Here is a 22,911-nt window from a genome sequence, read left to right as displayed (position 1 = left end):
CTACGTCGGTGGGTGAGGGCTACAAGAACGCGTAGCCCTCACCCCGGTACGTCGGCACCGTCTCCACGACCCGGTCGCCGGACACCAGGTGCAGCGTCTCGAACCGCTCGCACAGCTCCCCGGCCTTCGCGTGCCGGAACCACACCTTGTCCCCGATGAGCAGATCGTCGGCGGCAGAGCCGAGCAGCGGCGTCTGCACTTCGCCGGGACCCTCCTGCGCGTCGTAGCGCAGCCCCTCCGGCAGATACGGCACCGGCAGCCGGTCGGCGCCCGCCGCGCCCGAGGCCGGATAGCCGCCGCCGAGCACGGTGACGACACCGACGCCCGGCCTGCGCACCACGGGCTGCGCGAACAGCGCGGCCGGACGCCCCGTGAACGACGTGTAGTTGTCGAAGAGCCGTGGCACGTAAAGGCCGGAGCCCGCCGCGATCTCGGTCACGGCCGCCTCCGCCGCCGTGTGCTGCACGCTCCCCGTGCCGCCCCCGTTCACGAACTCCAGGTCGGGGGCCACGGACCGCACCGCACGCACCACTTCCGCCCGCCGCACCGCCAGCTCCTTGCGGGCCGCGGCCTGCATGAGGCGGATCGCCCGCGAGCGCACCGGCCGCCCCGCGAGCGAGTCCCCCACGCCCGCCACATGACCCTCGTACGCCATGATCCCCGCGAGCCGGAAGCCCGGACGGCGGGTCACGACGCGGGCCAGGTCGGCGAGTTGGGAGGGCGTACGCAGGGGGGACCTGAGCGCGCCGACCCGGACCCGGCCGCCGAGCGCCCGCCACGAGGTGTCCAGCTCCACGCAGACCCGGATCTCCTCGCGGCCCCCGTCCCGCGCGCCCTCGATGAGCCGCAACTGGGCCGGGTCGTCGACCATCACGGTCACGGCCGCCGCCAGCTTCGGGTCGTGCGCGAGCTCCGCGAAGCCGGAGCGGTCGGCCGAGGGATAGGCGAGGAGCACGTCGTCGAACCCGGACCGCGCGAGCCACAGCGACTCGGCGAGGGTGAACGACATGATCCCGGCGAAGCCCGGCCTCGCGAGCACCCGTTCCAACAGGGCGCGGGAGCGCACGGACTTGCTGGCGACGCGGATCGGCTTTCCGGCGGCCCGGCGCACCAGGTCGTCGGCGTTGGCGTCGAACGCGTCCAGGTCCACGATCGCCAGTGGGGCGTCGAGATGAGCGGTGGCCCGGTCGTACCGGGCCCGATCGGCGGCGCGCGGTGTCATGGCCGAAGCCTGCCAGACAGGATTACCGCAGGGTAGGGGGACGGATGGTGATGGATCGGTCGATCCCGTGTGCGGAGTACGCGTTGGCCTGGTCGGGCCCGTTAGAGTGACGCGCACGTTGGCTTGAGAAGACGGGGGAGGCATGAGTACGGAAGCCCGACGCGTCCCTCCGCGCCCCACGACGCCGCCTCCCTCCACCCAACTTCCCCCCACGGCCCCACCGTTGCCCCCCACACCCCCGCAGCCGGACCCGACCGCGCCGTCGCCCCGCACGTCGTCGCCGTCCTCGTCCGCCACGCCGCCGCCTCCGGCCCCCTCGTCCCGCCTCCCCGACGGGCCGCCGCCGGCCGAGCCCGCCAAGAGCTCCGGCGCGCCGCTGCCGCCCGCCAGGAGTTCGGGTGCGCCCCTGCCGCCAGCCCGGAGTTCGGGTGCGCCGTTGCCGCCTGCCAAGGGCTCCGGTGCGCCGTTGCCGCCCGCGCGTGTTCCCGGTCCGCCGCCCGCGCCCGCCGCGCCTCCCGGCCCGCCGCCCCCGCCTGCCGCCGCTCCCTCGGCTCCCGGTGCGCCGAAGGAAACCCCGGTCGAATCCACCACCCGGCTGCGCCCCGTGCCGCCCGCGCCGGTGGCGTCGCCCGGCACGCCTGGACGGCCGCCTGTCACGCCCGGACCGCCGCCCATACCCCCGGCGCCGCCCCAGCCGCCGCGCCGCCCCGTCGGTGCCGTCGACCTCACCCCCCACCCGGACACCGCCGGACGGCCCTTCGTGCGGTTCGCGCGACCGGACCACTACGACGACAGCACCACGCTCCTGCGCCCCGTCGGCCGCCGCCTCAAGCCACGGACCGCGGCCATCGCGGCCTGCCTCGTGCTCGGCCTCGGCCTGATCGGCGGCGCCACGACGGGCTCCCTGCTCACCGGCGACGACAGCGGCCCGCCCTCCGTGCAGACCGCGTACCGCGAGGCGGGCCAGCTCTGGCACGGCGTCCCCGTCGACCAGCTGTTCCCGCGCACGCTCAAGGGCGAAGGCGCGGGCCCCGGCCGCGCCGACCGCACCTGGACGCGGATCGCGGTCGCCCCCGATGCGACCTGCGCGAACGCCTTCGACCCGCTGCTGCACAAGGCGCTGCGCCCGGCCGGCTGCCTGCGCCTGCTGCGCGCCACCTACACCGACGCCACACAGAGCAGCGTCACCACGGTCGGCCTGATGTTCACCAAGGCCGACGCGGAGGCCACCCAGGCGCTGCGCTCCCGCTTCACGGAGCAGGGCCTGGACCGGCGCGACGACCTCATGCCCCGGCCCTACGCCGCCAAGGACACCCTCGCCGCCGGCTTCGGCGACCGCCAGCGCGCGTCCTGGGCGATCAACGTCCTGACCGACGCCCCCGTCGTCGTCTACGCGGTCTCCGGCTTCGCCGACGGCCGCACCGTCAGCGAGCCGCAACCCGCCGCCGACGCCATGAAGTCCGGTGCCACCAGCGCCCCCGCCCAGGCGGGACTCGGCCACGACGCGCAGGGCGTCGCCGACCGGATCGAACGCGACCTGCGCAAGACGGTCAAGAAGGCCGCGGACCGGGACACGGAGCAGTAGCCATGAACCGTCAGCACAAGATCGCCGCGATCGGCACCGCGGCCCTCCTCACGCTGCTCCCCGCCACCGCCGCCCACGCCGACTCGGTCCGCTCCCAGCAGTGGGGCCTCACCGCGCTGCACACCGACGAGGCCTGGGAGACGACCCGCGGCAAGGGCGTCACGGTCGCCGTCCTGGACACGGGCGTCGACGACGAGCACCCGGACCTCAAGGGCAGCGTGCTGCCCGGCAAGGACCTCGTCGGCTTCGGCGCCGGGCGCGGCGACCGCCCCTGGGCCCGGCACGGCACCGCGATGGCCGGGGTCATCGCGGGCCACGGACACGGCAAGGACGACGGCGACGGCGTCATGGGTGTGGCACCCGAGGCGAAGATCCTGCCGGTCCGGGTGATCCTGGAGGACGGCGACCCGTCCCGCGCCAAGGCCAGGGAGAGCCGTGGCAACGCGCTCTCCGAGGGCATCCGCTGGGCCGCCGACCACGGCGCCGACGTCATCAACCTGTCCCTCGGCGACGACTCGAACACCGCCCATCCCGAGGCGAGCGAGGACGCGGCCGTCCAGTACGCGCTGAAGAAGGGCGTCTCCGTCGTCGCCTCCGCGGGCAACGGCGGCGAGCAGGGCGACCACGCCTCCTACCCGGCCGCGTACCCCGGCGTCATCACCGCCACGGCCGTCGACTCGACCGGCACCCGCGCCTCGTTCTCCACCCGCCGCTGGTACGCCTCCGTCGCCGCGCCCGGCCGGGGCATCGTCACGGCCGACCCCGACCGCAAGTACTACTCGGCGTGGGGGACGAGCGCCGCCTCCGCGTTCGTGTCCGGAGCCGTCGCCCTGGTCCGCGGCGCGCACCCCGGCCTGAGCCCCGCGCAGATCAAGAAGCTCATGGAGGACACGGCCGACGATCCCCCCTCCGGCGGCCGCGACGACTCCCGCGGCTTCGGCCTCGTCGACCCGGCCGCCGCGATCACCGCCGGCGCGAAGCTGAAGCCGCAGCGCCTGACCTCGGCCTCGTACGGCGAGAAGTACTTCGGCCCGGGACCCGACGACGACTCGGCCGGCTCCCTCTCCACCTGGGTGGGCGTGCTCGCGGGCACCGTCGGGGTGCTGCTGCTCGGCGCGGCCGGCTACCTGTGGCGCGGCCACCGCCTCACGCGCCGCCGCTGACCACCGGCACGGCGGCCTTCGCCACGTCCTCGACGAGATCGATGCCCGCGGCCTTGGTGGCGCTGCCGTTGGAGACGACGGCCACCAGGTACCGCTGCCCGTCCACGGTGACCTGCCCGATGCTGTTGATGTCCCACAGTCCCGTGGTGCTGCGCTGCAGCCACCCGTTCTTCAGCGCGGCGTCGCCGCCCCCGGCCGCGGACACGCCCCACGCCTGATCGCTCTCCACGTTCCCCATGAGCTCCTGGACGTACGAGCGCGATTCCTTGCTCAGGGCGAGATCGTCACCGACCCCGAACACCTGCTTGAGCAGGGTGAGTTGATCGTCGGCGGTGGTCTGCGTGAGCCCCCACAGCTCCCCGTCGCCCCCGCTGGTCCCGGTGAGCCCGAGCCGCTCGTTCGCCGCGTCGAGCCCGTCGGCCCGGCCCAGTTCGTTCCACAGCGCGGTCGTCGCGTCGTTGTCGCTGCTCTCGATCATCGCGGTGGCGTACGTCCGCTCCTGCGCGGTCAGCGCCCGCCCCTCGTCCTGCGCCCGCAGCAGCAGCGTGGCGAGGACGTCGACCTTCACGATGCTCGCGGTGTCGTACGTCCCGTCCCCGGACGCGTACGAGGCGCTCGTCCCGTCGGTCTCGTTCAGGACGGTGACGGAGACCTCGCCGTCGTGCCCCTGAGCGGCCTCCTTGACCGCCTTGGCCAGCTCGGCGTCCCTGTCCACGGTTGCACTCTCCTTCGGCGCCGAAGCGGCGTGCGAGACGAGGGCGGCCGCGGTGTGCGGCTGCGTCTGCGCATAGACCGTAGTGCCGGCGATCGCGGCGGCGAGCACCACCGAGGTGACGGCGGCGTAGACGCGGGGACGCCGACGGGACGGATGGGGCTCTGCGGAACGGTGGGACATGCCGCGATGCTCCGTCGCCGCCCTGTGTGCTCCATGAGTCGCGGCTCAGGGTCCGCTGAGAATCTGTCCTTAGCCGCTCGGTAGGCTCGGTGAACGTGGCGAACAAGAACATTCCCGACCCCGGCTTCTCCGACGACGACGGTACGGCGGACCCGCACCTGGCCGAGGCCCTGGCCGCGTGGTCGCGGGACCGCACGGCCCACGGCCCGGTCCTGGCGGCGCTCAAGGACACCCGGCTGCTCGTCCCCATCGTCGCGGTGCTCGGCGAGGTCGAGGAGGACGAGAACGGTCTTCGCCGCGAGAAGACGTCGGACATGGCGGTCCCGACCCTGAAGGCGGCGGGCCGCAAGGCGCTCCCGGCCTTCACATCGACCGAGTCGCTCGCCCTGTGGGACCCCGAGGCCCGCCCGGTGGCCGTCCCGCTGCACCAGGCGCTCCAGGCCGCCGCCCACGAGAAGGCCGACACCGTCGTCCTCGACGTCGCGGGCCCCGTCCCGTACGAGCTGACGGGCCCGGCCCTGTACGCCCTCGCGGAGGGCCGCACCGACGCCGACCCGCTCGCCGACCCCGCCGTCAGGGATGCGGCGCGCGCGGCGGTCGCCGCCGAGCCGGCCGTGGTCCGCGCCTACCTGGGCCCCGGCCAGGCGGACGGCACCCTGGCCCTGGTCCTCGACGCGAACGCCGACGTCCAGGCCACGGCCCAGGCCCTCGCCGGCCGCATCGCCGCCGACGAAACACTGAGGGCCCGCCTGGTGCGCGGCCTCGATCTGGCACTCCTGCCGACCGAGGCGACGCCGCCTGGCGAGCCCCTCTACGTACGTCAGTGATTTCGGCTACGTCCTACGTATGTAGGGCGTAGCCCTTTGATGCTCAGCCGTACACGGCGCCCGTGTACTTCTCGCCCGGGCCCTTGCCCGGCTCGTCCGGCACGACGGAGGCCTCGCGGAACGCGAGCTGCAGCGACTTCAGGCCGTCACGCAGGGGAGCGGCATGGAAGGAGCTGATCTCCGTCGCACTGCCGTCGAGCAGGCCGGCCAGGGCGTGGATCAGCTTCCGCGCCTCGTCGAGGTCCTTGTGGGCGTCGCCCTCCTCGGTGAGGCCGAGCTTCACCGCGGCGGCACTCATCAGGTTCACCGCGACCGTCACGATGACTTCTACGGCGGGAACCTCGGCGATGTCGCGGGTCAGCGCGTCGTAGTCGGGGTTGTCGGTTGCGGGGGTCGCGTCACTCATGGGCCCCACGATATGTCGCGCGCACCCGATTGGGCGCACCCCCCAAGTCCTGCTAACCTTGTGTAACGACCGGCCGGACACACGTCCTCGCGGATGAAGTGACCGGCCCACAAGTGGAGGCTCCGATCTCCCACCTGACCGTCCGACCAGGGCGGTGGGTCACCGGTCAGACGGTCACCGTCGTTCCGTACGGACGACGGAACCGTCCGAGTCTGCGCCCCGCGGTTCACCGTGGTGGTGCTCCGGTAATTCTTGGAGCCCTGCCTGTGTACCGGCCGGGGCATTTTTTGTGTTTCGGCACGGTTGGTACTTACGTCACAAACGTACGCGGCGGTCCGCCAGGCCGTCGTGTGGTGCTACCGAGGAGGATCCATCAGCGCCGAGCCCCGCATCAACGACCGGATTCGCGTTCCCGAAGTGCGACTTGTCGGTCCAAGCGGCGAGCAGGTCGGGATTGTTCCGCTTGCCAAGGCCCTTGAGCTTGCTCAGGAGTACGACCTCGACCTGGTCGAGGTGGCGGCGAACGCCCGTCCGCCCGTATGCAAGCTCATGGACTACGGGAAGTTCAAGTACGAGTCGGCCATGAAGGCCCGTGAGGCGCGCAAGAACCAGGCGCACACGGTCATCAAGGAGATGAAGCTCCGGCCGAAGATCGACCCGCACGACTATGACACCAAGAAGGGTCACGTCGTCCGGTTCCTCAAGCAGGGCGACAAGGTCAAGATCACGATCATGTTCCGTGGTCGCGAGCAGTCCCGTCCGGAGCTCGGCTTCCGGCTGCTGCAGCGTCTCGCGAACGACGTTCAGGACCTCGGGTTCATCGAGTCGAACCCGAAGCAGGACGGCCGAAACATGATCATGGTTCTCGGTCCGCACAAGAAGAAGACCGAGGCGATGGCCGAGGCCCGCGAGGCGCAGGCCGCCCGCAAGGCCGACGCGAAGGCCAACCCCGGCAAGTCGCAGAACCTTGCCGAGGACCAGGCCGACGAGGCCGACGAGGACGTCGTCGAGGCAGCTGCGGAAACCCCCGCCGAGGCTCCGGCCGAGGCATGATCCGTGCGGCGCACAGCCCGTGCGTCACGGATACCAACTGACACAACTGACGTTCCATCACGGCCGGTTCGCGCCCAGCACGGACCGGCCGGGAGCGCCACTGACGAGGAGAGAACGGCGCCATGCCGAAGAACAAGTCGCACAGCGGTGCCAGCAAGCGCTTCAAGATCACCGGCTCCGGCAAGGTGATGCGTGAGCGCGCCGGCAAGCGCCACCTGCTCGAGCACAAGTCGTCCCGCGTGACGCGTCGCCTCACCGGCAACGCCGAGATGGCCCCGGGCGACGCCGCGAAGATCAAGAAGCTTCTCGGCAAGTGATGTACGGGCGTCTGCACGCCCTGTACGTCAGCTAGACCGGGACCCATTCGAATTCGGGCCGGGTGACAACAACCCCGGCCCCGCTACAAGGAGTTAACAGTGGCACGCGTCAAGCGCGCGGTGAACGCGCACAAGAAGCGTCGGGCGATCCTCGAGCAGGCCAGCGGCTACCGCGGTCAGCGTTCGCGCCTGTACCGCAAGGCGAAGGAGCAGGTCACCCACTCCCTCGTCTACAACTACAACGACCGCAAGAAGCGCAAGGGCGACTTCCGTCAGCTGTGGATCCAGCGCATCAACGCCGCTGCCCGCCAGAACGGCATGACGTACAACCGCCTCATCCAGGGTCTGAAGGCCGCCAACATCGAGGTGGACCGCAAGATGCTGGCCGAGCTGGCCGTGAACGACATCAACGCGTTCGCCGCCCTCGTCGAGGTTGCGCAGAAGGCGCTGCCGGCTGACGTGAACGCGCCCAAGGCTGCGTGAACGCTCCGCTGAGCTGCATGTGACGTGGGACCCGCAAGCCGGTTGGCTTGCGGGTCCCACGTTGTTCGGGGCCGTTCGTTCTGTGTCCCGTATGTTGGCCGGCTGCCGGTTTGCGTGTGGTTTGCGCAGTTCCCCGCGCCCCTGAAGGGGCCACCGGCCCCCGGTGCCGCGCCCCCTGGCTCAGGCCCCGACCCCGTCACCATCCCGAAGGTTTCCCGCATGGTTGCAACGCCCGAGTTGATCTCTTCCAAGTCGCCCCGCGTGAGCGCCGCGCGGCGTCTCGCCAAGCGGAACTTCCGGGGGAAGGAGCGGCTGTTTCTGGCCGAGGGGCCGCAGGCTGTGCGGGAGGGTGCCGCGCACGGTGGGCTCGTCGAGATGTTCGCGACCGTGGAGGCCGCCGAGCGGTACGCCGACATCGTCGGGGAGGCCAGGGACGCGGGCGCCCGCGTGCACCTCGCCGAAGAGGACGTCATCGCCGACATCTCCACCACCGTCACCCCGCAGGGCCTCGTGGGGGTGTGCCGGTTCCTGGACACGCCGTTCGAGGAGATCCTCGCCGCGCGGCCCAAGCTCGTCGCCGTCCTCGCGCACGTGCGTGACCCCGGGAACGCCGGAACCGTGCTCCGGTGCGCCGACGCCGCGGGCGCCGAGGCCGTCGTGCTGACCGACGCCTCCGTGGACCTCTACAACCCGAAGGCCGTCCGTGCCTCCGTGGGGTCGCTGTTCCACTTGCCCGTCGCCGTGGGCGTACCCGTCGAGGAGGCCGTCGCCGGGCTCAAGGAGGCCGGCGTCCGGATTCTCGCCGCCGACGGAGCGGGCGAGGACGACCTCGACGCCGAGCTGGACCAGGGGACCATGGGCGCCGCGACCGCCTGGGTGTTCGGCAACGAGGCCTGGGGCCTGCCGGAGGAGACCCGCGCACTCGCCGACGCCGTCGTGCGCGTGCCCATCCACGGCAAGGCCGAGAGCCTCAACCTCGCGACGGCGGCCGCCGTTTGCCTGTACGCCTCCGCGCGTGCGCAGCGTGCCCCCGGAGGGTGCCGCTCCGTCACTCCCGGCTAGTAGGGTGACTCTTCCGGATCGACCGCCGGGAGGGGGAGCGCGGGAGATGAGCGTCGTCAACGGCAGCGGCTCACGCGGCCTGACCGGGCCCGACGCGTCCGGTCCCGACGGACTCGCGACGCTCGGCGTGCACCCCGACGACCTGCCCGACGGCCTCGTCGTCGCGGACGAGCGCGGCCGCGTCATCTGCTTCAACGCCGCCGCGGAGCGCATCACCGCGGTCCGCGCGGGCACCGCGCTGGACGCGCCGCTCGAGCGCGTTCTCCCGTTGGAGGACCTCGAGGGCCGGCGCTGGTGGCAGCTCACCGATCCGTACGGCGGCCTCGCCATCCGGGGCGGGCAGCCCGAGCGGAACCTGCTGCTTCCGGGCGGCCGGGAAGTGCTGGTCACCGCGCGTTACGTGCGCACCCGGCCGACCGGGCCCGTGCGCCGCGTCGTCGTGTCGCTGCGGGACACCGAGGCCCGGCAGCGTACCGAACGCAGCCACGCCGAGCTGATCGCCACCGTCGCCCACGAGCTGCGCTCCCCGCTGACCTCGGTCAAGGGCTTCACCGCGACGCTGCTCGCCAAGTGGGAGCGATTCACCGACGAGCAGAAGCGGCTGATGCTGGAGACGGTCGACGCCGATGCGAACCGGGTGACCCGGCTCATCGCCGAGCTGCTCGACATCTCCCGCATCGACTCCGGGCGGCTCGAACTGCGGCGTCAGCCCGTCGACATCGCGGCCGCCGTCTCCCGGCACATCCAGGCGCACGTCGCCTCGGGGCAGTCGGCCGACCGGTTCCTGCTGCGCGTCGAGCATCCGCTGCCCGACCCGTGGGCCGACCCGGACAAGGTCGACCAGGTCCTGAGCAACTTGCTGGAAAACGCCGTGCGTCATGGCGAGGGAACCGTCACCATTGACGTCGAGCCAACCCGGCCCACCGGCACGTCGGTCACCGTGAGCGACGAGGGCCCCGGCATCCCGGAGGAGTCCATGAACCGCGTCTTCACCCGCTTCTGGCGGGGCAGCAAGCGCGGCGGCACGGGCCTCGGGCTGTACATCGTCAAGGGCATCGTCGAAGCCCACGGCGGGACGATCACCGTGGGGCGGGCGCCCGGTGGCGGCGCCGAGTTCCGATTTACGTTGCCCGTGGCGACGCCGGCCTATCTCACCAGCTGACCGGCCAGGCACCACGGGCGCAGTCACCCACCTCACCCCCGTTAGACTCGTCCTTTGGCACGTTTGCGTCCCCGCCACTCGACGGCCGTCGAACGCGTCTGCGGGACCATCAGCCACGCCAATCGGAAGCACGGGAAGAGATGTCGGCACCGAACAAGTCGTACGACCCTGTCGAGGTCGAGGCACTGAAACCGGAAGAGATCGAGCGCGTCCAGGGGGAGGCGCTCGCCGCCTTCGCCGCCGCGGACTCGCTCGAGGCGCTTCAGGAGGCCAAGGTCGCGCACACCGGCGGCACCTCGCCGCTGGCGCTCGCCAACCGCGAGATCGGCGCGCTGCCGCCGCAGGCCAAGGCCGCGGCGGGCAAGCTCGTCGGGCAGGCCCGCGCCGCCGTCGGCCGGGGCCTCGCCGCCCGCCAGGCCGAGCTGGAGGCCGAGCGCGACGCGCGCGTCCTGGTCGAGGAGGCCGTGGACGTCACGCTGCCCCACGACCGCGAGCAGGCCGGCGCCCGGCACCCGCTCACCACGCTCTCCGAGCGCATCGAGGACGTCTTCGTGGCCATGGGCTACGAGGTCGCCGAGGGCCCGGAGATCGAGGCCGAGTGGTTCAACTTCGACGCGCTCAACATCGGCCCTGACCACCCCGCCCGCGGCACCCAGGACACCTTCTTCGTCCAGGGCGCCAAGGAGGCAGGGGGTGCGGACGAGGCCGGTCTCGTGCTGCGCACGCACACCTCGCCCGTGCAGATCCGCTCGATGCTGGACCGCGAGCCGCCGGTCTACGTGATCTGCCCCGGCCGCGTGTACCGCTCCGACGAGCTGGACGCCACGCACACCCCCGTCTTCAACCAGGTCGAGCTCCTCGCCATCGACGAGGGCCTGACCATGGCGGACCTCAAGGGCACCCTCGACCACATGGTCCAGGCGCTCTTCGGCCAGGGCATGAAGACGCGGCTGCGCCCGAACTTCTTCCCGTTCACCGAGCCGTCCGCCGAGATGGACATGGTCTGCTACGTGTGCCGCGGCGAGTCCGTCGGCAACGCGGACCGCCCCTGCCGCACCTGCTCCTCCGAGGGCTGGATCGAGCTGGGCGGCTGCGGCATGGTCAACCCGAAGGTGCTCGTCGCCTGCGGTGTGGACCCCGAGAAGTACAGCGGATTCGCCTTCGGGTTCGGCATCGAACGGATGCTGATGTTCCGCCACAACGTCGAAGACATGCGAGACATGGTCGAGGGTGACGTCCGCTTCACCCGGCCGTTCGGGATGGAGATCTGATGCGTATCCCGCTTTCCTGGCTGCGGGAGTACGTCGATCTCCCCGCCTCCGAGACCGGCCGCGACGTGCAGGCCAAGCTCGTTTCCGCAGGGCTCGAGGTCGAGACGGTCGAGCAGCTCGGCGCAGGCCTCAAGGGCCCCCTCGTCGTCGGTCAGGTGCTGACCATCGAGGAGCTGGAGGGCTTCAAGAAGCCCATCCGCTTCTGCACCGTCGACGTCGGTCAGGCCAACGGCACCGGTGAGCCGCAGGAGATCGTCTGCGGCGCCCGGAACTTCGCCGTCGGCGACAAGGTCGTCGTGGTCCTGCCGGGCGCCGTGCTGCCCGGCGACTTCGCGATCGCCGCGCGCAAGACGTACGGCAAGACCTCGCACGGCATGATCTGCTCCACCGACGAGCTCGGCATGGGCGACGACGGCACGCACGGCATCATCGTGCTGCCGCCGGAGCACGAGGTCGGCACCGACGCCATCGAGCTGCTCGAACTGGTCGACGAGGTGCTGGACATCGCGGTGACCGCCAACCGCGGCGACTGCCTGTCCATCCGCGGCGTCGCCCGCGAGGCCGCCATCGCCTACGGTCTGCCGCTGCGCGACCCGGCGCTCCTCGACGTGCCGACGCCGAACGCCGACGGTTACCCGGTGCAGATCACCGACCGCCTCGGCTGCGACCGCTTCACCGCGCGCACCGTCGCCGGTCTCTCGCCCGACTACCGCTCCCCGATCTGGCTGCAGCGCCGTCTGCAGAAGGTCGGCATGCGCCCGATCTCGCTCGCCGTCGACGTCACGAACTACGTGATGATGGAGCTCGGCCAGCCGCTGCACGCCTACGACCGCTCCCTCGTACAGGGCGCGATCGGCGTCCGCCGCGCCGAGCAGGGCGAGCAGCTCACCACCCTCGACGGCACCAAGCGCAAGCTCGACGCCGAGGACCTGGTCATCACCGACGAGCGCGGCCCGATCGGCCTCGCCGGCGTGATGGGCGGCGCCAACACGGAGATCGCGGACCACGAGGAGACGGCCGGCACCACCGACGTCGTCATCGAGGCCGCGCACTTCGACGCCGTCTCCATCGCCCGCACCGCGCGCCGCCACAAGCTGTCCTCCGAGGCGTCCAAGCGCTTCGAGCGCGGCGTCGACCCGGAGGCCGCTTCGGCCGCCGCCCAGCGCGCCGTCGACCTGCTCGTGCTGCTCGCGGGCGGCAAGGCCGAGCCGGGTGTCACCGAGGTCGTCGCCCCGTCCGGGCCGCACACCATCACCGTCCCGGCCGACCACCCGGACAAGGTGGCGGGCGTGGCGTACGGCCGCGAGACCGTGGTGCGCCGCCTCCAGCAGGTCGGCTGCGACGCGTACGGGCAGGACGTCCTGACGGTCACCGTGCCGTCCTGGCGCCCCGACCTCGTGGACCCGAACGACCTCGCCGAAGAGGTCATCCGCCTGGAGGGCTACGAGAACCTGCCCTCCACGCTGCCGAAGCCCCCGGCGGGCCGTGGCCTGACCGCGCGGCAGCGCCTGCACCGCCGTGTCGGCCGCGCGCTGGCCGGTGCCGGGTACGTCGAGGCGCTCAACTACCCGTTCCTGGGCGAGGGCGTCTTCGACCAGCTCGGCCTGGAGGCGGACGACGCCCGCCGCAAGGTCGTCAAGCTGATCAACCCGCTCAACGACGAGGAGCCCGCGCTCCGTACGACGCTGCTGCCGGGTCTGCTGAACGCGCTGCGCCGCAACGACGGCCGCGGCAGCCACGACCTGGCGCTCTTCGAGACCGGCCTGGTGTTCCGGCCGACCGGTGAGGAGACCGCCCCGGTCCGCCTCCCCGTCGACCGCCGCCCGACCGACGAGGAGATCGCCGGTCTGGACGCCGCGCTGCCCGAGCAGCCGCGCCGTGCCGCCGTCGTCCTCGCGGGCGCCCGCGAGCAGGCCGGCTGGTGGGGCAAGGGCCGTCCGGCCGACTGGGCCGACGCCATCGAGGCCGCGCGCACCCTCGCCCGCGAGGCGCACGCGGAGCTCACGGTCCGCGCCGACCGGCACGAGCCGTGGCACCCCGGCCGCTGCGCCGCCCTGTACGTCGACATCGACGGCACGGAGACGCTCGTCGGCCACGCCGGTGAGCTGCACCCGCGCGTCGTCAAGGCGCTGAGCCTGCCCGAGCGCACCTGCGCGATGGAGCTGGACCTCGACGTCCTGGAGCGGGCCGGCACCGGCCTGCTGGAGGCGCCGCGGATCTCCACGTTCCCCGTCGCCACGCAGGACGTCGCGCTCATCGTCGACAAGACCGTCCCGGCCGCCGAGGTCGAGAAGGCGCTGCGCGAGGGCGCCGGTGAACTCCTGGAGTCCATCCGCCTGTTCGACGTGTACGAGAACGCGGAGCAGCTCGGCGACGACAAGAAGTCGCTCGCCTACGCGCTGTGCTTCCGGGCCGGCGACCGCACGCTGAAGGCCGACGAGGCGTCGGCCGCCCGCGACGCCGCGGTGGCGCTCGCCGCCGAGCGTACGGGCGCGGTGCTGCGCGGCGCGTAACAGCGCCGGCGCGTGACAGCGCGCACAGCCGCAGCTGAGGGGTGTATCCGGGAGACCGGGTGCACCCCTCACTCATTCGAGTGAGGATTCTCGATGATCCGGTCCGGAACGGGCAGACGGTCGACAGAATCATTGCGGTCGCCCGGCCTGATCCAAACGACAGACCCTAGGGGGCCGTCGGCATGATCCGTATCAAGACCAAGGCGCCCACGGGACTCGAACCGAGGCGTGCCCGGCGCACGTTGATGCTGGGCCTGCCGACCGTGTGGGGCGCGGTCGCCATGACGTACAAGTTCGTCTGCCCGCTCGCGCAGTTGGACGGGTTAGGCGCGCGGATCGCAACCAGCGCCGTCTTCTTCGCCGTCGGCACCGGGCTGATATTGCGCGTGCGCCACACCCTGATGCGGGAGTTGAGCGAGGCGCGGGCCGTCGCGGACGCCGCGCAGTCCGCGCTGCTGCGCCCGCTGCCGTCCCGGCTCGACGGTCTCGCGCTCGCCGCAGGACAGCTCTCCGCCGACCGCGGCGCCAGCATCGGCGGCGACCTGTACGACGTCGTCGCCACCGACCACGGCGTCCGCGTGGTCATGGGCGACGTACGAGGGCACGGGATCGCGGCGCTCGGCACCGTCGGCGCCGTCCTCGGCAGCTTTCGCGAGGCCGCGCACGACGAGGACGAACTCGGGGCGCTGCTGCGGCGGTTGGAGCGCGCGCACGCCCGCTATCTGCGCCAGCGCGCCCGGGAGGAGCATCCCGCCGCCGGGGGAGGGGAGCCGGAGAACCCGGTCGCGGAGGAGTTCGTGACGGTGCTGCTCCTGGAGATCCGGCGGGACGGCGCGGTGCACGCCCTCAACTGCGGTCACCCGTGGCCGTATCTGCTGCGTCCCGGCGCCGTGCGCTGCGTGGAGCCGATGAGCGGTGGCGATCCGATGCCGCCGCTCGGCCCGTTCCCGCTGCCCGCCGAGCTGCCGCCCGTGCGCTGCGGGCGGATCAGGCCCGGCGAAGGGCTCCTGCTGCACACCGACGGCATCGAGGACGCCCGCGATCACCATGGCCGGTTCTTCCCGCTGCGGTCCACGCTCGACGGGGCCCTGCGCCGTGGCCCCATCATGCCCCAGGCCGTCATCCACGCCGTCTACACCCGGCTCCTGTGCCACGCCGGCGGCCGGATCTGCGACGACGCCGCGCTGCTCGTGCTGCGCAACGACCGGAGCCGGGTGCCCGCCCAGCACGCCGGACCCGTCGTGTGCACCGCCCACAAGGTGCTCTGAACTCCCGGCCGTTCACGACCGTACGAGGCCGGGGGCCGCGTCGTCCGCCCGTCGCGGAGTGTGTCGGGCAGGCGAACGGGCGGACGACGCGGGTTCGGGCCGCCGCGCTGTACGAGGGGGAGCCGACGGCCCGGCCGGCCTCTTGCGAGGCAGTTCAGTCAAGCGGGTACCAACCAGCCACAACAGCGCGCACACGCCACGGACTTGGGCATTCCGATCACACCCCGTGTGAACACCCCTCGACTAGGCTGGCGGCACCGGGCCAATGGCGGGCAACGGAGGCTCTCGATGCAGCCCAACACCCTGCTCGACGCGATTCTCGACGAGGCCGGAATCTCCCATGCGGGACTCGCGGCACATGTGAACCAGGTGGGCAAGGCGCGCGGCCTCGCCCTCCGCTACGAACACACGGCGGTCGCCCGCTGGCTGAAGGGCCAGCGGCCGCGCGGCCAGGTGCCCGACCTGATCTGCGAGGTGCTGGCGGCGCGGCTTCAGCGGCACGTCACCCTCGACGACATCGGCCTCGGCGTCTCCTGCGAGCCCGCCACGGCGCACGTGACGACGCTGTCCGGCTTCGTGGAGCGGGCCACCGCTCTGTGGCGCTCCGACGAGCAGCAGCGCCGGCACATCCTGGACGCGCCCGCGGTCACCGGCACGCCGGCCGTCATGCCGGTGTGGGAGTGGGAGAACCCGCCCGAGGACAACGACGTCTCGCGCGGCGGCCGCCACCCGGTGAGCGTCGCCGACCTGGAGATGATGCGCTCGGCCCGCGCCCACTACGAGCAGATGTACCGCAAGGCGGGCGGCATCGCGACGCGCAGCCGCATCGTCGGCTTCCTCAACAGCGAGGCGGCGCCCCTCCTGCGCGGCAGCTACACCGACGACACGGGACGCCAACTGCACCGCGCCACGGGCGGTTTGGTGGCCATCGCCGGTATCTGCGCCTACGACTCCGACGCGCACGGGCTCGCGCAGCGCTATTTCCACCAGGCCCTCCGGCTCGCAAAGGCCAGCGCGGACAGGGGACTTGGGGCGTACGTCATCGCACTGCTCGTCAACCAGTCGCTGCACATGCGCGACTACCGACAGGCCGTCGCCTTCGCGGAGGCCGCGCTGCGTGCCGCGGGGCGGCACATCACGCCCGCGCTCGCGTCCGATCTGTACGCGATGCAGGCGAAGGCGTACGCACACCTCGGTGACGGCACGAGCGCCCTGGAGTGCATCCGGCGTGCCGAGTCCGCCGCCGATCGCATCCGGCGCGGACACGAGCCGGACGAGACCGGTTACGTGCAGCCGGGATTCGTCAACGTACAGGTGGCGGAGGCCCTGTTGAGCCTCGGGGACTACGCGGCCGCCAAGGAGCACGCGCAGGAGGCAGTGCACACTCCGGCGCACGATCGGGGACGTGTGCACCGGCTCGCGGTGCTCAGCCAGATCCAACTCAGACAGGGGAACGCGGAACAGGCCGTGGCCACCGCCGTGGAAATGGCCGAGACCGCTCGGGGCATGGAGTCGCAGCGCTTGCGCGACAGACTCAGGGCCGTCCGCGAACACCTCGTGCGCAGCGGATGCGCAGGTACGGCCGAGGCCGCCGAACTCATCGATGGAGCGCTGCGCGTACCACTGTGAGCCTTTACGCGGGGAGCCCGCGGACGCCACTGCTGCGATATTGCCAGCAACTCGGCGGAAGGTGGCAGAACCGTGCAGTGGACGAAACAGAACGAACAAACTGTGTATGCAAACCGATGGTTCAGCGTCAACCTGGCAGACGTCGCTCTGCCGGACGGCCGGCACCTCGATCACTTCGTGATACGCCTGCGCGCCGTGGCTGTCGCCACGATCGTCAATGAGGCGCACGAGGTGCTCCTGCTGTGGCGGCACCGCTTCATCACCGACAGCTGGGGCTGGGAACTCGCCGCGGGTGTCGTCGAGGACGGGGAGGACATCGCGTACGCGGCGGCAAGGGAATTGGAGGAGGAGACCGGCTGGCGGCCGGGACCGCTGCGGCACCTGATGAGCGTCGAACCGTCCAACGGCCTCACGGACGCCCGGCACCACATCTACTGGACCGACGAGGGAACGTACATCGGCCACCCCCAGGACGATTTCGAGTCGGACCGCAGGGAATGGGTCCCGCTCAAACTCGTCCCCGACATGATCGCTCGCGGAGAGGTCCCGGCCGCCAACATGGCGGCGGCACTACTTCTCCTGCACCACCACAACCTCGGCTAGCACCCTTCGGGGGCTAGTGTCCGAGGGCCTGCCACACCGTGATGGCCAACGCGCCGACCGAGGTCAGCGCGGCCACCGTGGGCAACGGCCAGCGAGTGTTCTCGAGCGCGCTGAGCCGGGTACTGAGATCGTCCTGATCCTTGGCGGTCTGGTCGTCGCGGTGTGTGTGCAGGGCCAGTTGACCGTCGATGCGGGTCAGTTGAACCTCGAAAACCCGTCGTAACTCTGCGAGTTCTTCCGGGACCACGGGATTATCCGGGTCGGTGGTCACGAGTTGGCTCCTTTCTCGATCGTGGCATCAGTCGTGTCTTCACTGATGTACAGACCGGAGTCAACTCGCCTGGTGGACGCGGCGGGAGCGTGTGCGAACGGCATATGCGGGTCAGTTGCGCACTCCCCGTGCGAACGCAGTGGGCCCGGTGCTCCGAAGAACACCGGGCCCACTTGCGGATTACGCTGCGTGGTCAGGCGTAGGTGTAGAAGCCCGAACCGCTCTTGCGGCCGAGCCGACCGGCGTCGACCATCCGCTGCAGCAGCGGGGGAGCGGCGTACAGCGGCTCCTTGTACTCGTCGTACATCGAGTCCGCGATGGAGACGATGGTGTCGAGGCCGATCAGGTCGGAGAGCTTGAGCGGGCCCATCGGGTGGGCGCAGCCGAGCTCCATCCCGTTGTCGATGTCCTCGCGGCTCGCGATGCCCGACTCGAACATCCGGATGGAGGAGAGCAGATACGGCACGAGCAGCGCGTTCACCACGAAGCCCGAGCGGTCCTGGGCGCGGATCGCGTGCTTGCCGAGGATCTTCTCCACCATGACCTGGGCGCGGCTGATCGTGCCCTCGGACGTGGTGAGCGCCGGGATCAGCTCGACGAGCTTCTGCACCGGCGCCGGGTTGAAGAAGTGGATGCCGACCACGTGGTCCGGGCGGGACGTCGCCACGGCCAGCTTCACCAGCGGGATGGAGGAGGTGTTCGACGCGAGGATCGCGTCGGACCGGGTCACGACCTGGTCGAGGACCTGGAAGATCTCCGTCTTCACCTGCTCGTTCTCGACGACCGCCTCGATGACGAGGTCGCGGTCGGAGAACTCACCGAGGTCCGTGGTGAACGTGAGGCGCTCCTGCGTCTCGGCCAACTCCTCCTCGGTGATCTTGCCGCGCGAGGCCGCCTTCGAGAGGGAGCTCAGCAGCCGCGTGCGCCCGTACTCCAGGGCCTCGCCGGTGGTCTCGGCCACCTTCACGTCGAGTCCCGCACGGGCGCAGACCTCCGCGATTCCGGCGCCCATCTGGCCGCAACCCACCACGCCGACGCGTTGGATGTCACTCAAGGGGTCCGTCACCTCGTGCCTTTCGCTCTTCGTCCGGAGATCACCGATACCAGGGGCACAGTGTCTCGCCGGGGGCTTCCGGATCCGCACGTTACCCCGTAGACATGAGTGGGGTGGAGCCCGGGTTAACGGCTGTTCATGCCGTCAACACCGTGTCACACGAGGTTGGGGGGAACCTATGGGACGTATCTCACGTATTTCGCGGCGCGGGTTCACGCTCGGGGCGGTCCTCGCGCTGACCGCGGCGACGGCGGCGGACGCCGCCGCCTCGGGGCCGGTGCGGCCGCTGCGGCGGGAGCTGCGGGGCATGTGGCTGGCCACGGTGGCGAACCGGGACTGGCCCTCGCGGGCGGGGCTGAGCGCCGCCGAGCAGCGCGCCGAACTGATCGCGCATCTGGACACGGCCGTTCGCCGCCGGCTCAACGCCGTGATCTTCCAGATCCGGCCAACGGCCGACGCCCTGTGGCCGTCCGATCACGAGCCGTGGTCCGCCGTCCTCACCGGAACGCAGGGGCAGGACCCCGGCTGGGACCCGCTGGGCACGGCGGTGGCCGAGGCGCACGCGCGGGGCCTGGAGCTGCACGCCTGGTGCAATCCGTACCGGATCGCCAACCACACGGACCCGAGTCGGCTGATCCCCACCCATCCGGCGCGGCTGCACCCCGAGTGGGTCGTCCCCTACGGCGGCAAGCTCTACTACAACCCCGGCCTGCCGGAGGTCCGCCGCTTCGTCGTGGACGCGATGCTGGACGCGGTCGAGAAGTACCCCGTGGACGCCGTGCACTTCGACGACTACTTCTACCCGTATCCCGTCGCGGGCCAGACCTTCGACGACGACGCGGCCTACGCCACGTACGGCGGCGGCTTCCCGGACCGGGCGGCCTGGCGGCGCGACAACATCGACCGGCTGATCCGGGAGATGGCGGCGCGCATCAGGAAGACCCGGCCGCGGACCCGGTTCGGCATCAGCCCCTTCGGGGTGTGGCGCAACAAGGCCACCGATCCGTTGGGTTCGGACACCACGGCCGGTGTGCAGACCTACGACGACCTGCACGCGGACACCCGTAAGTGGGTGCGCGAGCGGTGGATCGACTACGTGGTGCCGCAGGTGTACTGGAACATCGGCTTCGCGGCCGCCGACTACGCGAAGCTCGTGCCGTGGTGGTCCCGGGTCGTACGGGGCACGGGCGTGCGCCTCTACATAGGCGAGGCGCTCTACAAGGCGGGCGATCCGGCGCAGCCCGCCGCCTGGCAGGACCCCGCCGAGCTGTCCCGCCACCTCACGTTGGCGGACCGCTACCCGGAGGTGCGCGGGCACGTGTTCTTCTCGGCCAAGGAGGTCGGGCAGGACAGGAACGGCGCGATGGCCCGCGTGGTGGCGGACCACTACAGCTGACCGACAGGCCCTACGCCGGGGTCAGGCCTTCTTTGTGGCCGAGTGCTTTGTGGCCGGGTGCCGGACGACCGCGTCCGGGCCCGGCGACATGATCGCCTCGTGGCCGTCCGCGAACCGCACGCGGAACGGTGGATCGCCGTCCGCGCCCAGCACTTCGATGATCTGTGCCACCCGGTCGTGCTGCCCGACGATCCGGCCGTGCACCAGGAGCTGGTCCCCTACGGTTGCGCGCATCAGGAGTGACCTCCTCAACGTGCCGTTGCGTTGCGGCAAGTGTACGGCGGCACACGGAAGTTGGACCCGTCCTCAGCCACGCGCGCGTTGGGTGGCCGCGATGCACAGCAGCACCGCCGCCGCGGTGAGCGGCGCCGCGACCGGCAGCGCCTCGCCGAGCAGGGCGACCGACCAGACGAGGGTCAACAGCGGCTGCGCGAGCTGGAGTTGGCTCGCCTTCGGGATACCGATCAGTGCCATGCCCTTGTACCAGACGACCAGGCCGAGGAACTGCGAGCCGACCGCCACCCACAGCAGCCCGGCCACGGCGTGCCCGGTCAGATGCACCGGCTCGTACGGGAGGGAGATCGCCGCGCCCGCCACCGCGAGGGGGAGGCACGGGACGAGCGCCCACGCGATGACCTGCCAGCCCGGCATCACGGACGCGAGCCGGCCGCCCTCGGTGTAACTCGCCGCGCAGATCAGCAGCGCCCCGAACAGGAGCAGGTCGGCCCGGGTGAGGGCGCCGCCGCTCTGCTGCACCGTGAACGCGATGACCGCCGCCGCGCCCACGCACGCGGCGATCCAGAACGTGCGCGAGGGGCGGGACCCGGTGCGTATCGACGAGAAGACGGCCGTGGTCAGCGGCAGCAGGCCGACCACCACCGCGGAGTGCGCGGTCGTCGCCGTCTCCAGCGCGAGCGTGGTGAGCAGCGGGAAGCCGACCACCACTCCGGCGGCGACGACGGCGAGGCCCGCCCAGTGCCGCTGCTCGGGGACGCGGACGCGCAGGGCCAGCAGGCAGGCGCCCGCGACGAGCGCGGCCAAGGCGCAGCGCACGCTGATCAGCGAGTAGGGGCCGAAGCCCTCGAGGCCCCAGGCCGTGGCGGGGAAGGTGAGCGAGAAGGACGTGACGCCGATGGCGGCGAGCAGGGTTCCTGCGAGCCTGCCCGGCCGGACCTCGGGCGCGGGTGGGGCGGCCGCGGCGGTCGGCCGCTCGGCAACTGCTACCCGGTCCGGCTCGATAGCGCTATTCTGTGCTCTCATGCAACAGAGTAGCAGCGTGGGCGAACTGGCGAAACAGCTCCGATCCGAGCTGAACCGCTACTCGCCAGGTGAAAAGCTGCCGTCGAGCCGCGTCCTCGTCGACCGCTTCAAGGTGAGTCCGGTGACGGTCTCCCGCGCGCTCGCCCAGCTCGCCGCCGAGGGCCTCGTCGTCACCCGCCCCGGCGCCGGCGCCTACCGGGCCGAGGCGCGGGCCTCGGCCGGGCCCGTCGGCGACACCTCCTGGCAGGAGGTCGCGCTGAGCGCCGACGCCGCGACGGAGGTCGTGCCGCGCGCGGTCGACGCGGCGGGCGTCCTCGTGACGCTCTCGCCGCCGCCACCCGGCGTCATCGAGCTCAACACCGGCTATCTGCACCCGGTCCTGCAACCGGGCGCCGCCATGTCCGCCGCCCTCGCGCGCGCCGGGCGACGCCCAGGGGCCTGGGCCAAGCCGCCCGTCGACGGCCTGCCCGAACTGCGTGAGTGGTTCGCGCGCGGCATCGGCGGGGCGATCTCCGCCTCGGACGTACTGATCACGTTCGGCGGGCAGTCGGCGCTCACCACCGCGCTGCGCGCACTCGCGCCGCCCGGCGCCCCCGTCCTCGTCGAATCGCCCACGTATCCGGGCATGTTGGCGATCGCGCGGGCGGCGGGGCTCCGGCCGGTGCCGGTGCCTGTGGACCGGGACGGCGTGCGACCCGAACTCCTCGCGCAGGCCTTCAGGGCGACCGGCGCCAGGCTCTTCGTGTGCCAGCCGCTGTTCCAGAACCCGACGGGGGCGGTGCTCTCCGCCGACCGCCGCCCCGAGGTGCTGCGGATCGCGCGGGAGGCCGGGGCGTTCATCGTCGAGGACGACTTCGTGCGCCGGCTCGTCCACGAGGACGCGGGGCCGCTGCCCCGGCCCCTCGCGTCCGACGACCCCGACGGTGTCGTCGTGCACGTCTGCTCGCTCACCAAGGCGACGTCGCCGAGCCTGCGCATCGGCTGCCTCGCCGCCCGCGGGCCCGTCCTCGAACGGCTGCGCGCGATCCAGGTCGTCGACCACCTCTTCGTCCCGCGGCCCCTCCAGGAGGCCACGCTCGAACTCGTCGGCTCCCCGGCCTGGCCGCGCCATCTGCGCACCCTGGCGGGGGTGTTGCGGGGGCGCCGCGACATCCTGGCGGCCGCGATCATCGCGGACCTCCCCGCGCTCGACCTCACGCACATCCCGGCCGGCGGCTACCACCTGTGGCTGCGCCTGCCGGAGGGCAGCGACGAGGCGGCGCTGGTCGCGGGCGCCCTGCGCGCGGGCGTCGCGGTCGCCCCGGGCCGCCCGTACTTCTCGGCCGAACCCCCGGCGCCGCACATCCGGCTGAGCTTCGTGGGCGTCGCGACGACCGCCGAGCTCACCGAGGGCGTACGCCGCCTGAAGGCGGCCTGCGCGGAGCTCCTGCCCCCGAATTCCCTCGACGCACCCGCGTCCGACCTGTGAGGA

General features: G+C 71.9%; 22 protein-coding genes. 15 read left to right on the top strand and 7 right to left on the bottom strand.

Features of this window, described 5'->3' with window-relative positions:
* Positions 1 to 19: 19 nt before the first annotated feature.
* The gene (locus tag OHA73_RS10805) at positions 20 to 1,222 is read right to left on the bottom strand and encodes an amino acid deaminase/aldolase (protein ID WP_267071071.1); all 1,203 of its coding nucleotides are present in this window, start codon (positions 1,220 to 1,222) and stop codon (positions 20 to 22) included.
* A gap of 760 nt (positions 1,223 to 1,982) precedes the next feature.
* On the opposite strand from OHA73_RS10805, the gene OHA73_RS10800 reads away from it, so the two are divergent.
* Positions 1,983 to 2,807 carry a hypothetical protein gene (locus tag OHA73_RS10800; RefSeq protein ID WP_327654929.1) on the top strand — a complete coding sequence of 275 codons (825 nt, stop codon included), beginning with the start codon at positions 1,983 to 1,985 and terminating at the stop codon, positions 2,805 to 2,807.
* 2 nt (positions 2,808 to 2,809) lie between these two features.
* Positions 2,810 to 3,970, top strand: a complete 1,161-nt coding sequence (mycP, locus tag OHA73_RS10795) for a type VII secretion-associated serine protease mycosin (protein WP_266721577.1) — start codon at positions 2,810 to 2,812, stop codon at positions 3,968 to 3,970.
* On the opposite strand, the gene OHA73_RS10790 is transcribed toward mycP, so the two are convergent.
* On the bottom strand, positions 3,954 to 4,865 hold the full coding sequence (locus OHA73_RS10790) for a serine hydrolase (RefSeq protein WP_327654928.1): 912 nt from the start codon (positions 4,863 to 4,865) through the stop codon (positions 3,954 to 3,956). The genes mycP and OHA73_RS10790 overlap by 17 nt on opposite strands.
* Before the next feature lie 95 nt (positions 4,866 to 4,960).
* Here OHA73_RS10790 and OHA73_RS10785 point away from each other — a divergent pair, with 95 nt between their 5' ends.
* Entirely contained in the window at positions 4,961 to 5,692 is a 732-nt protein-coding gene (locus tag OHA73_RS10785; protein WP_327654927.1) for an SseB family protein, read from the top strand.
* A gap of 43 nt (positions 5,693 to 5,735) precedes the next feature.
* Here OHA73_RS10785 and OHA73_RS10780 read toward each other — a convergent pair whose 3' ends face one another.
* Positions 5,736 to 6,098 carry a DUF1844 domain-containing protein gene (locus OHA73_RS10780; protein ID WP_266721583.1) on the bottom strand — a complete coding sequence of 121 codons (363 nt, stop codon included), beginning with the start codon at positions 6,096 to 6,098 and terminating at the stop codon, positions 5,736 to 5,738.
* A gap of 348 nt (positions 6,099 to 6,446) precedes the next feature.
* On the opposite strand from OHA73_RS10780, the gene infC reads away from it, so the two are divergent.
* The 10 genes from infC to OHA73_RS10730 all read left to right on the top strand — a co-directional run bounded on the left by infC (position 6,447) and on the right by OHA73_RS10730 (position 17,459).
* Entirely contained in the window at positions 6,447 to 7,151 is a 705-nt protein-coding gene (infC, locus tag OHA73_RS10775; RefSeq protein ID WP_266721585.1) for a translation initiation factor IF-3, read from the top strand.
* A gap of 122 nt (positions 7,152 to 7,273) precedes the next feature.
* Entirely contained in the window at positions 7,274 to 7,468 is a 195-nt protein-coding gene (gene rpmI / locus OHA73_RS10770; RefSeq protein ID WP_266721587.1) for a 50S ribosomal protein L35, read from the top strand.
* Between the two features lie 99 nt (positions 7,469 to 7,567).
* A complete protein-coding gene (gene rplT, locus OHA73_RS10765) occupies positions 7,568 to 7,951 on the top strand; it encodes a 50S ribosomal protein L20 (RefSeq protein ID WP_266721589.1) in 384 nt (127 codons plus the stop codon).
* 219 nt (positions 7,952 to 8,170) lie between these two features.
* A complete protein-coding gene (locus OHA73_RS10760) occupies positions 8,171 to 9,013 on the top strand; it encodes a TrmH family RNA methyltransferase (RefSeq protein ID WP_266721591.1) in 843 nt (280 codons plus the stop codon).
* A 46-nt stretch (positions 9,014 to 9,059) separates the two neighbouring features.
* Complete coding sequence (locus OHA73_RS10755) at positions 9,060 to 10,175, top strand: sensor histidine kinase (protein WP_266721593.1); 1,116 nt, start codon at positions 9,060 to 9,062, stop codon at positions 10,173 to 10,175.
* A gap of 140 nt (positions 10,176 to 10,315) precedes the next feature.
* A complete protein-coding gene (gene pheS / locus OHA73_RS10750) occupies positions 10,316 to 11,446 on the top strand; it encodes a phenylalanine--tRNA ligase subunit alpha (protein WP_266721595.1) in 1,131 nt (376 codons plus the stop codon).
* Positions 11,446 to 13,959, top strand: coding sequence for a phenylalanine--tRNA ligase subunit beta (gene pheT / locus OHA73_RS10745; RefSeq protein WP_327654926.1), 2,514 nt, complete (start codon positions 11,446 to 11,448; stop codon positions 13,957 to 13,959). Before pheS ends, pheT begins: the two co-directional genes overlap by 1 nt.
* A 182-nt stretch (positions 13,960 to 14,141) precedes the next feature.
* Complete coding sequence (locus OHA73_RS10740) at positions 14,142 to 15,227, top strand: PP2C family protein-serine/threonine phosphatase (protein WP_443063057.1); 1,086 nt, start codon at positions 14,142 to 14,144, stop codon at positions 15,225 to 15,227.
* Between the two features lie 288 nt (positions 15,228 to 15,515).
* Positions 15,516 to 16,856, top strand: coding sequence for a transcriptional regulator (locus OHA73_RS10735; protein WP_266721600.1), 1,341 nt, complete (start codon positions 15,516 to 15,518; stop codon positions 16,854 to 16,856).
* Between the two features lie 72 nt (positions 16,857 to 16,928).
* The gene (locus tag OHA73_RS10730; RefSeq protein ID WP_267071077.1) at positions 16,929 to 17,459 is read left to right on the top strand and encodes an NUDIX hydrolase; all 531 of its coding nucleotides are present in this window, start codon (positions 16,929 to 16,931) and stop codon (positions 17,457 to 17,459) included.
* A 13-nt stretch (positions 17,460 to 17,472) separates the two neighbouring features.
* On the opposite strand, the gene OHA73_RS10725 is transcribed toward OHA73_RS10730, so the two are convergent.
* Positions 17,473 to 17,730 carry a hypothetical protein gene (locus tag OHA73_RS10725; RefSeq protein ID WP_266721604.1) on the bottom strand — a complete coding sequence of 86 codons (258 nt, stop codon included), beginning with the start codon at positions 17,728 to 17,730 and terminating at the stop codon, positions 17,473 to 17,475.
* A gap of 193 nt (positions 17,731 to 17,923) precedes the next feature.
* Positions 17,924 to 18,784 (bottom strand): 3-hydroxybutyryl-CoA dehydrogenase, encoded by an 861-nt coding sequence (locus OHA73_RS10720; RefSeq protein ID WP_266721606.1) that lies wholly within the window; start codon positions 18,782 to 18,784, stop codon positions 17,924 to 17,926.
* Positions 18,785 to 18,971: 187 nt separating this feature from the next.
* Between OHA73_RS10720 and OHA73_RS10715 the strand changes: the two genes are divergently transcribed.
* Positions 18,972 to 20,180, top strand: coding sequence for a glycoside hydrolase family 10 protein (locus OHA73_RS10715; RefSeq protein WP_443063206.1), 1,209 nt, complete (start codon positions 18,972 to 18,974; stop codon positions 20,178 to 20,180).
* 21 nt (positions 20,181 to 20,201) lie between these two features.
* Here the strand turns inward: OHA73_RS10715 and OHA73_RS10710 are convergent, their stop codons facing one another.
* The gene (locus tag OHA73_RS10710; protein ID WP_266721610.1) at positions 20,202 to 20,414 is read right to left on the bottom strand and encodes a DUF1918 domain-containing protein; all 213 of its coding nucleotides are present in this window, start codon (positions 20,412 to 20,414) and stop codon (positions 20,202 to 20,204) included.
* Between the two features lie 72 nt (positions 20,415 to 20,486).
* Positions 20,487 to 21,440, bottom strand: coding sequence for a DMT family transporter (locus OHA73_RS10705; RefSeq protein WP_327654924.1), 954 nt, complete (start codon positions 21,438 to 21,440; stop codon positions 20,487 to 20,489).
* Here OHA73_RS10705 and OHA73_RS10700 point away from each other — a divergent pair.
* A complete protein-coding gene (locus OHA73_RS10700) occupies positions 21,439 to 22,908 on the top strand; it encodes an aminotransferase-like domain-containing protein (protein WP_266721614.1) in 1,470 nt (489 codons plus the stop codon). The genes OHA73_RS10705 and OHA73_RS10700 overlap by 2 nt on opposite strands.
* Positions 22,909 to 22,911 lie beyond the last annotated feature (3 nt).

The organism is Streptomyces sp. NBC_00483 (genome assembly GCF_036013745.1).
Taxonomy (GTDB): Bacteria; Actinomycetota; Actinomycetes; order Streptomycetales; family Streptomycetaceae; genus Streptomyces.
This window is presented reverse-complemented; position numbering and strand designations above follow the sequence as displayed.

What these genes read in the sequence shown, in the direction of transcription:
- pheS (WP_266721595.1), top strand. Translation starts at nt 10,316, where the DNA reads ATGTCGGCACCGAACAAGTCGTACGACCCTGTCGAGGTCGAGGCACTG.
- OHA73_RS10735 (WP_266721600.1), top strand. Translation starts at nt 15,516, where the DNA reads ATGCAGCCCAACACCCTGCTCGACGCGATTCTCGACGAGGCCGGAATC.
- OHA73_RS10710 (WP_266721610.1), bottom strand. Translation starts at nt 20,414, where the DNA reads ATGCGCGCAACCGTAGGGGACCAGCTCCTGGTGCACGGCCGGATCGTC.
- OHA73_RS10705 (WP_327654924.1), bottom strand. Translation starts at nt 21,440, where the DNA reads ATGAGAGCACAGAATAGCGCTATCGAGCCGGACCGGGTAGCAGTTGCC.
- OHA73_RS10700 (WP_266721614.1), top strand. Translation starts at nt 21,439, where the DNA reads ATGCAACAGAGTAGCAGCGTGGGCGAACTGGCGAAACAGCTCCGATCC.
- OHA73_RS10790 (WP_327654928.1), bottom strand. Translation starts at nt 4,865, where the DNA reads ATGTCCCACCGTTCCGCAGAGCCCCATCCGTCCCGTCGGCGTCCCCGC.
- pheT (WP_327654926.1), top strand. Translation starts at nt 11,446, where the DNA reads ATGCGTATCCCGCTTTCCTGGCTGCGGGAGTACGTCGATCTCCCCGCC.
- OHA73_RS10740 (WP_443063057.1), top strand. Translation starts at nt 14,142, where the DNA reads ATGATCCGTATCAAGACCAAGGCGCCCACGGGACTCGAACCGAGGCGT.
- OHA73_RS10755 (WP_266721593.1), top strand. Translation starts at nt 9,060, where the DNA reads ATGAGCGTCGTCAACGGCAGCGGCTCACGCGGCCTGACCGGGCCCGAC.
- mycP (WP_266721577.1), top strand. Translation starts at nt 2,810, where the DNA reads ATGAACCGTCAGCACAAGATCGCCGCGATCGGCACCGCGGCCCTCCTC.
- OHA73_RS10780 (WP_266721583.1), bottom strand. Translation starts at nt 6,098, where the DNA reads ATGAGTGACGCGACCCCCGCAACCGACAACCCCGACTACGACGCGCTG.
- OHA73_RS10760 (WP_266721591.1), top strand. Translation starts at nt 8,171, where the DNA reads ATGGTTGCAACGCCCGAGTTGATCTCTTCCAAGTCGCCCCGCGTGAGC.
- OHA73_RS10805 (WP_267071071.1), bottom strand. Translation starts at nt 1,222, where the DNA reads ATGACACCGCGCGCCGCCGATCGGGCCCGGTACGACCGGGCCACCGCT.
- rpmI (WP_266721587.1), top strand. Translation starts at nt 7,274, where the DNA reads ATGCCGAAGAACAAGTCGCACAGCGGTGCCAGCAAGCGCTTCAAGATC.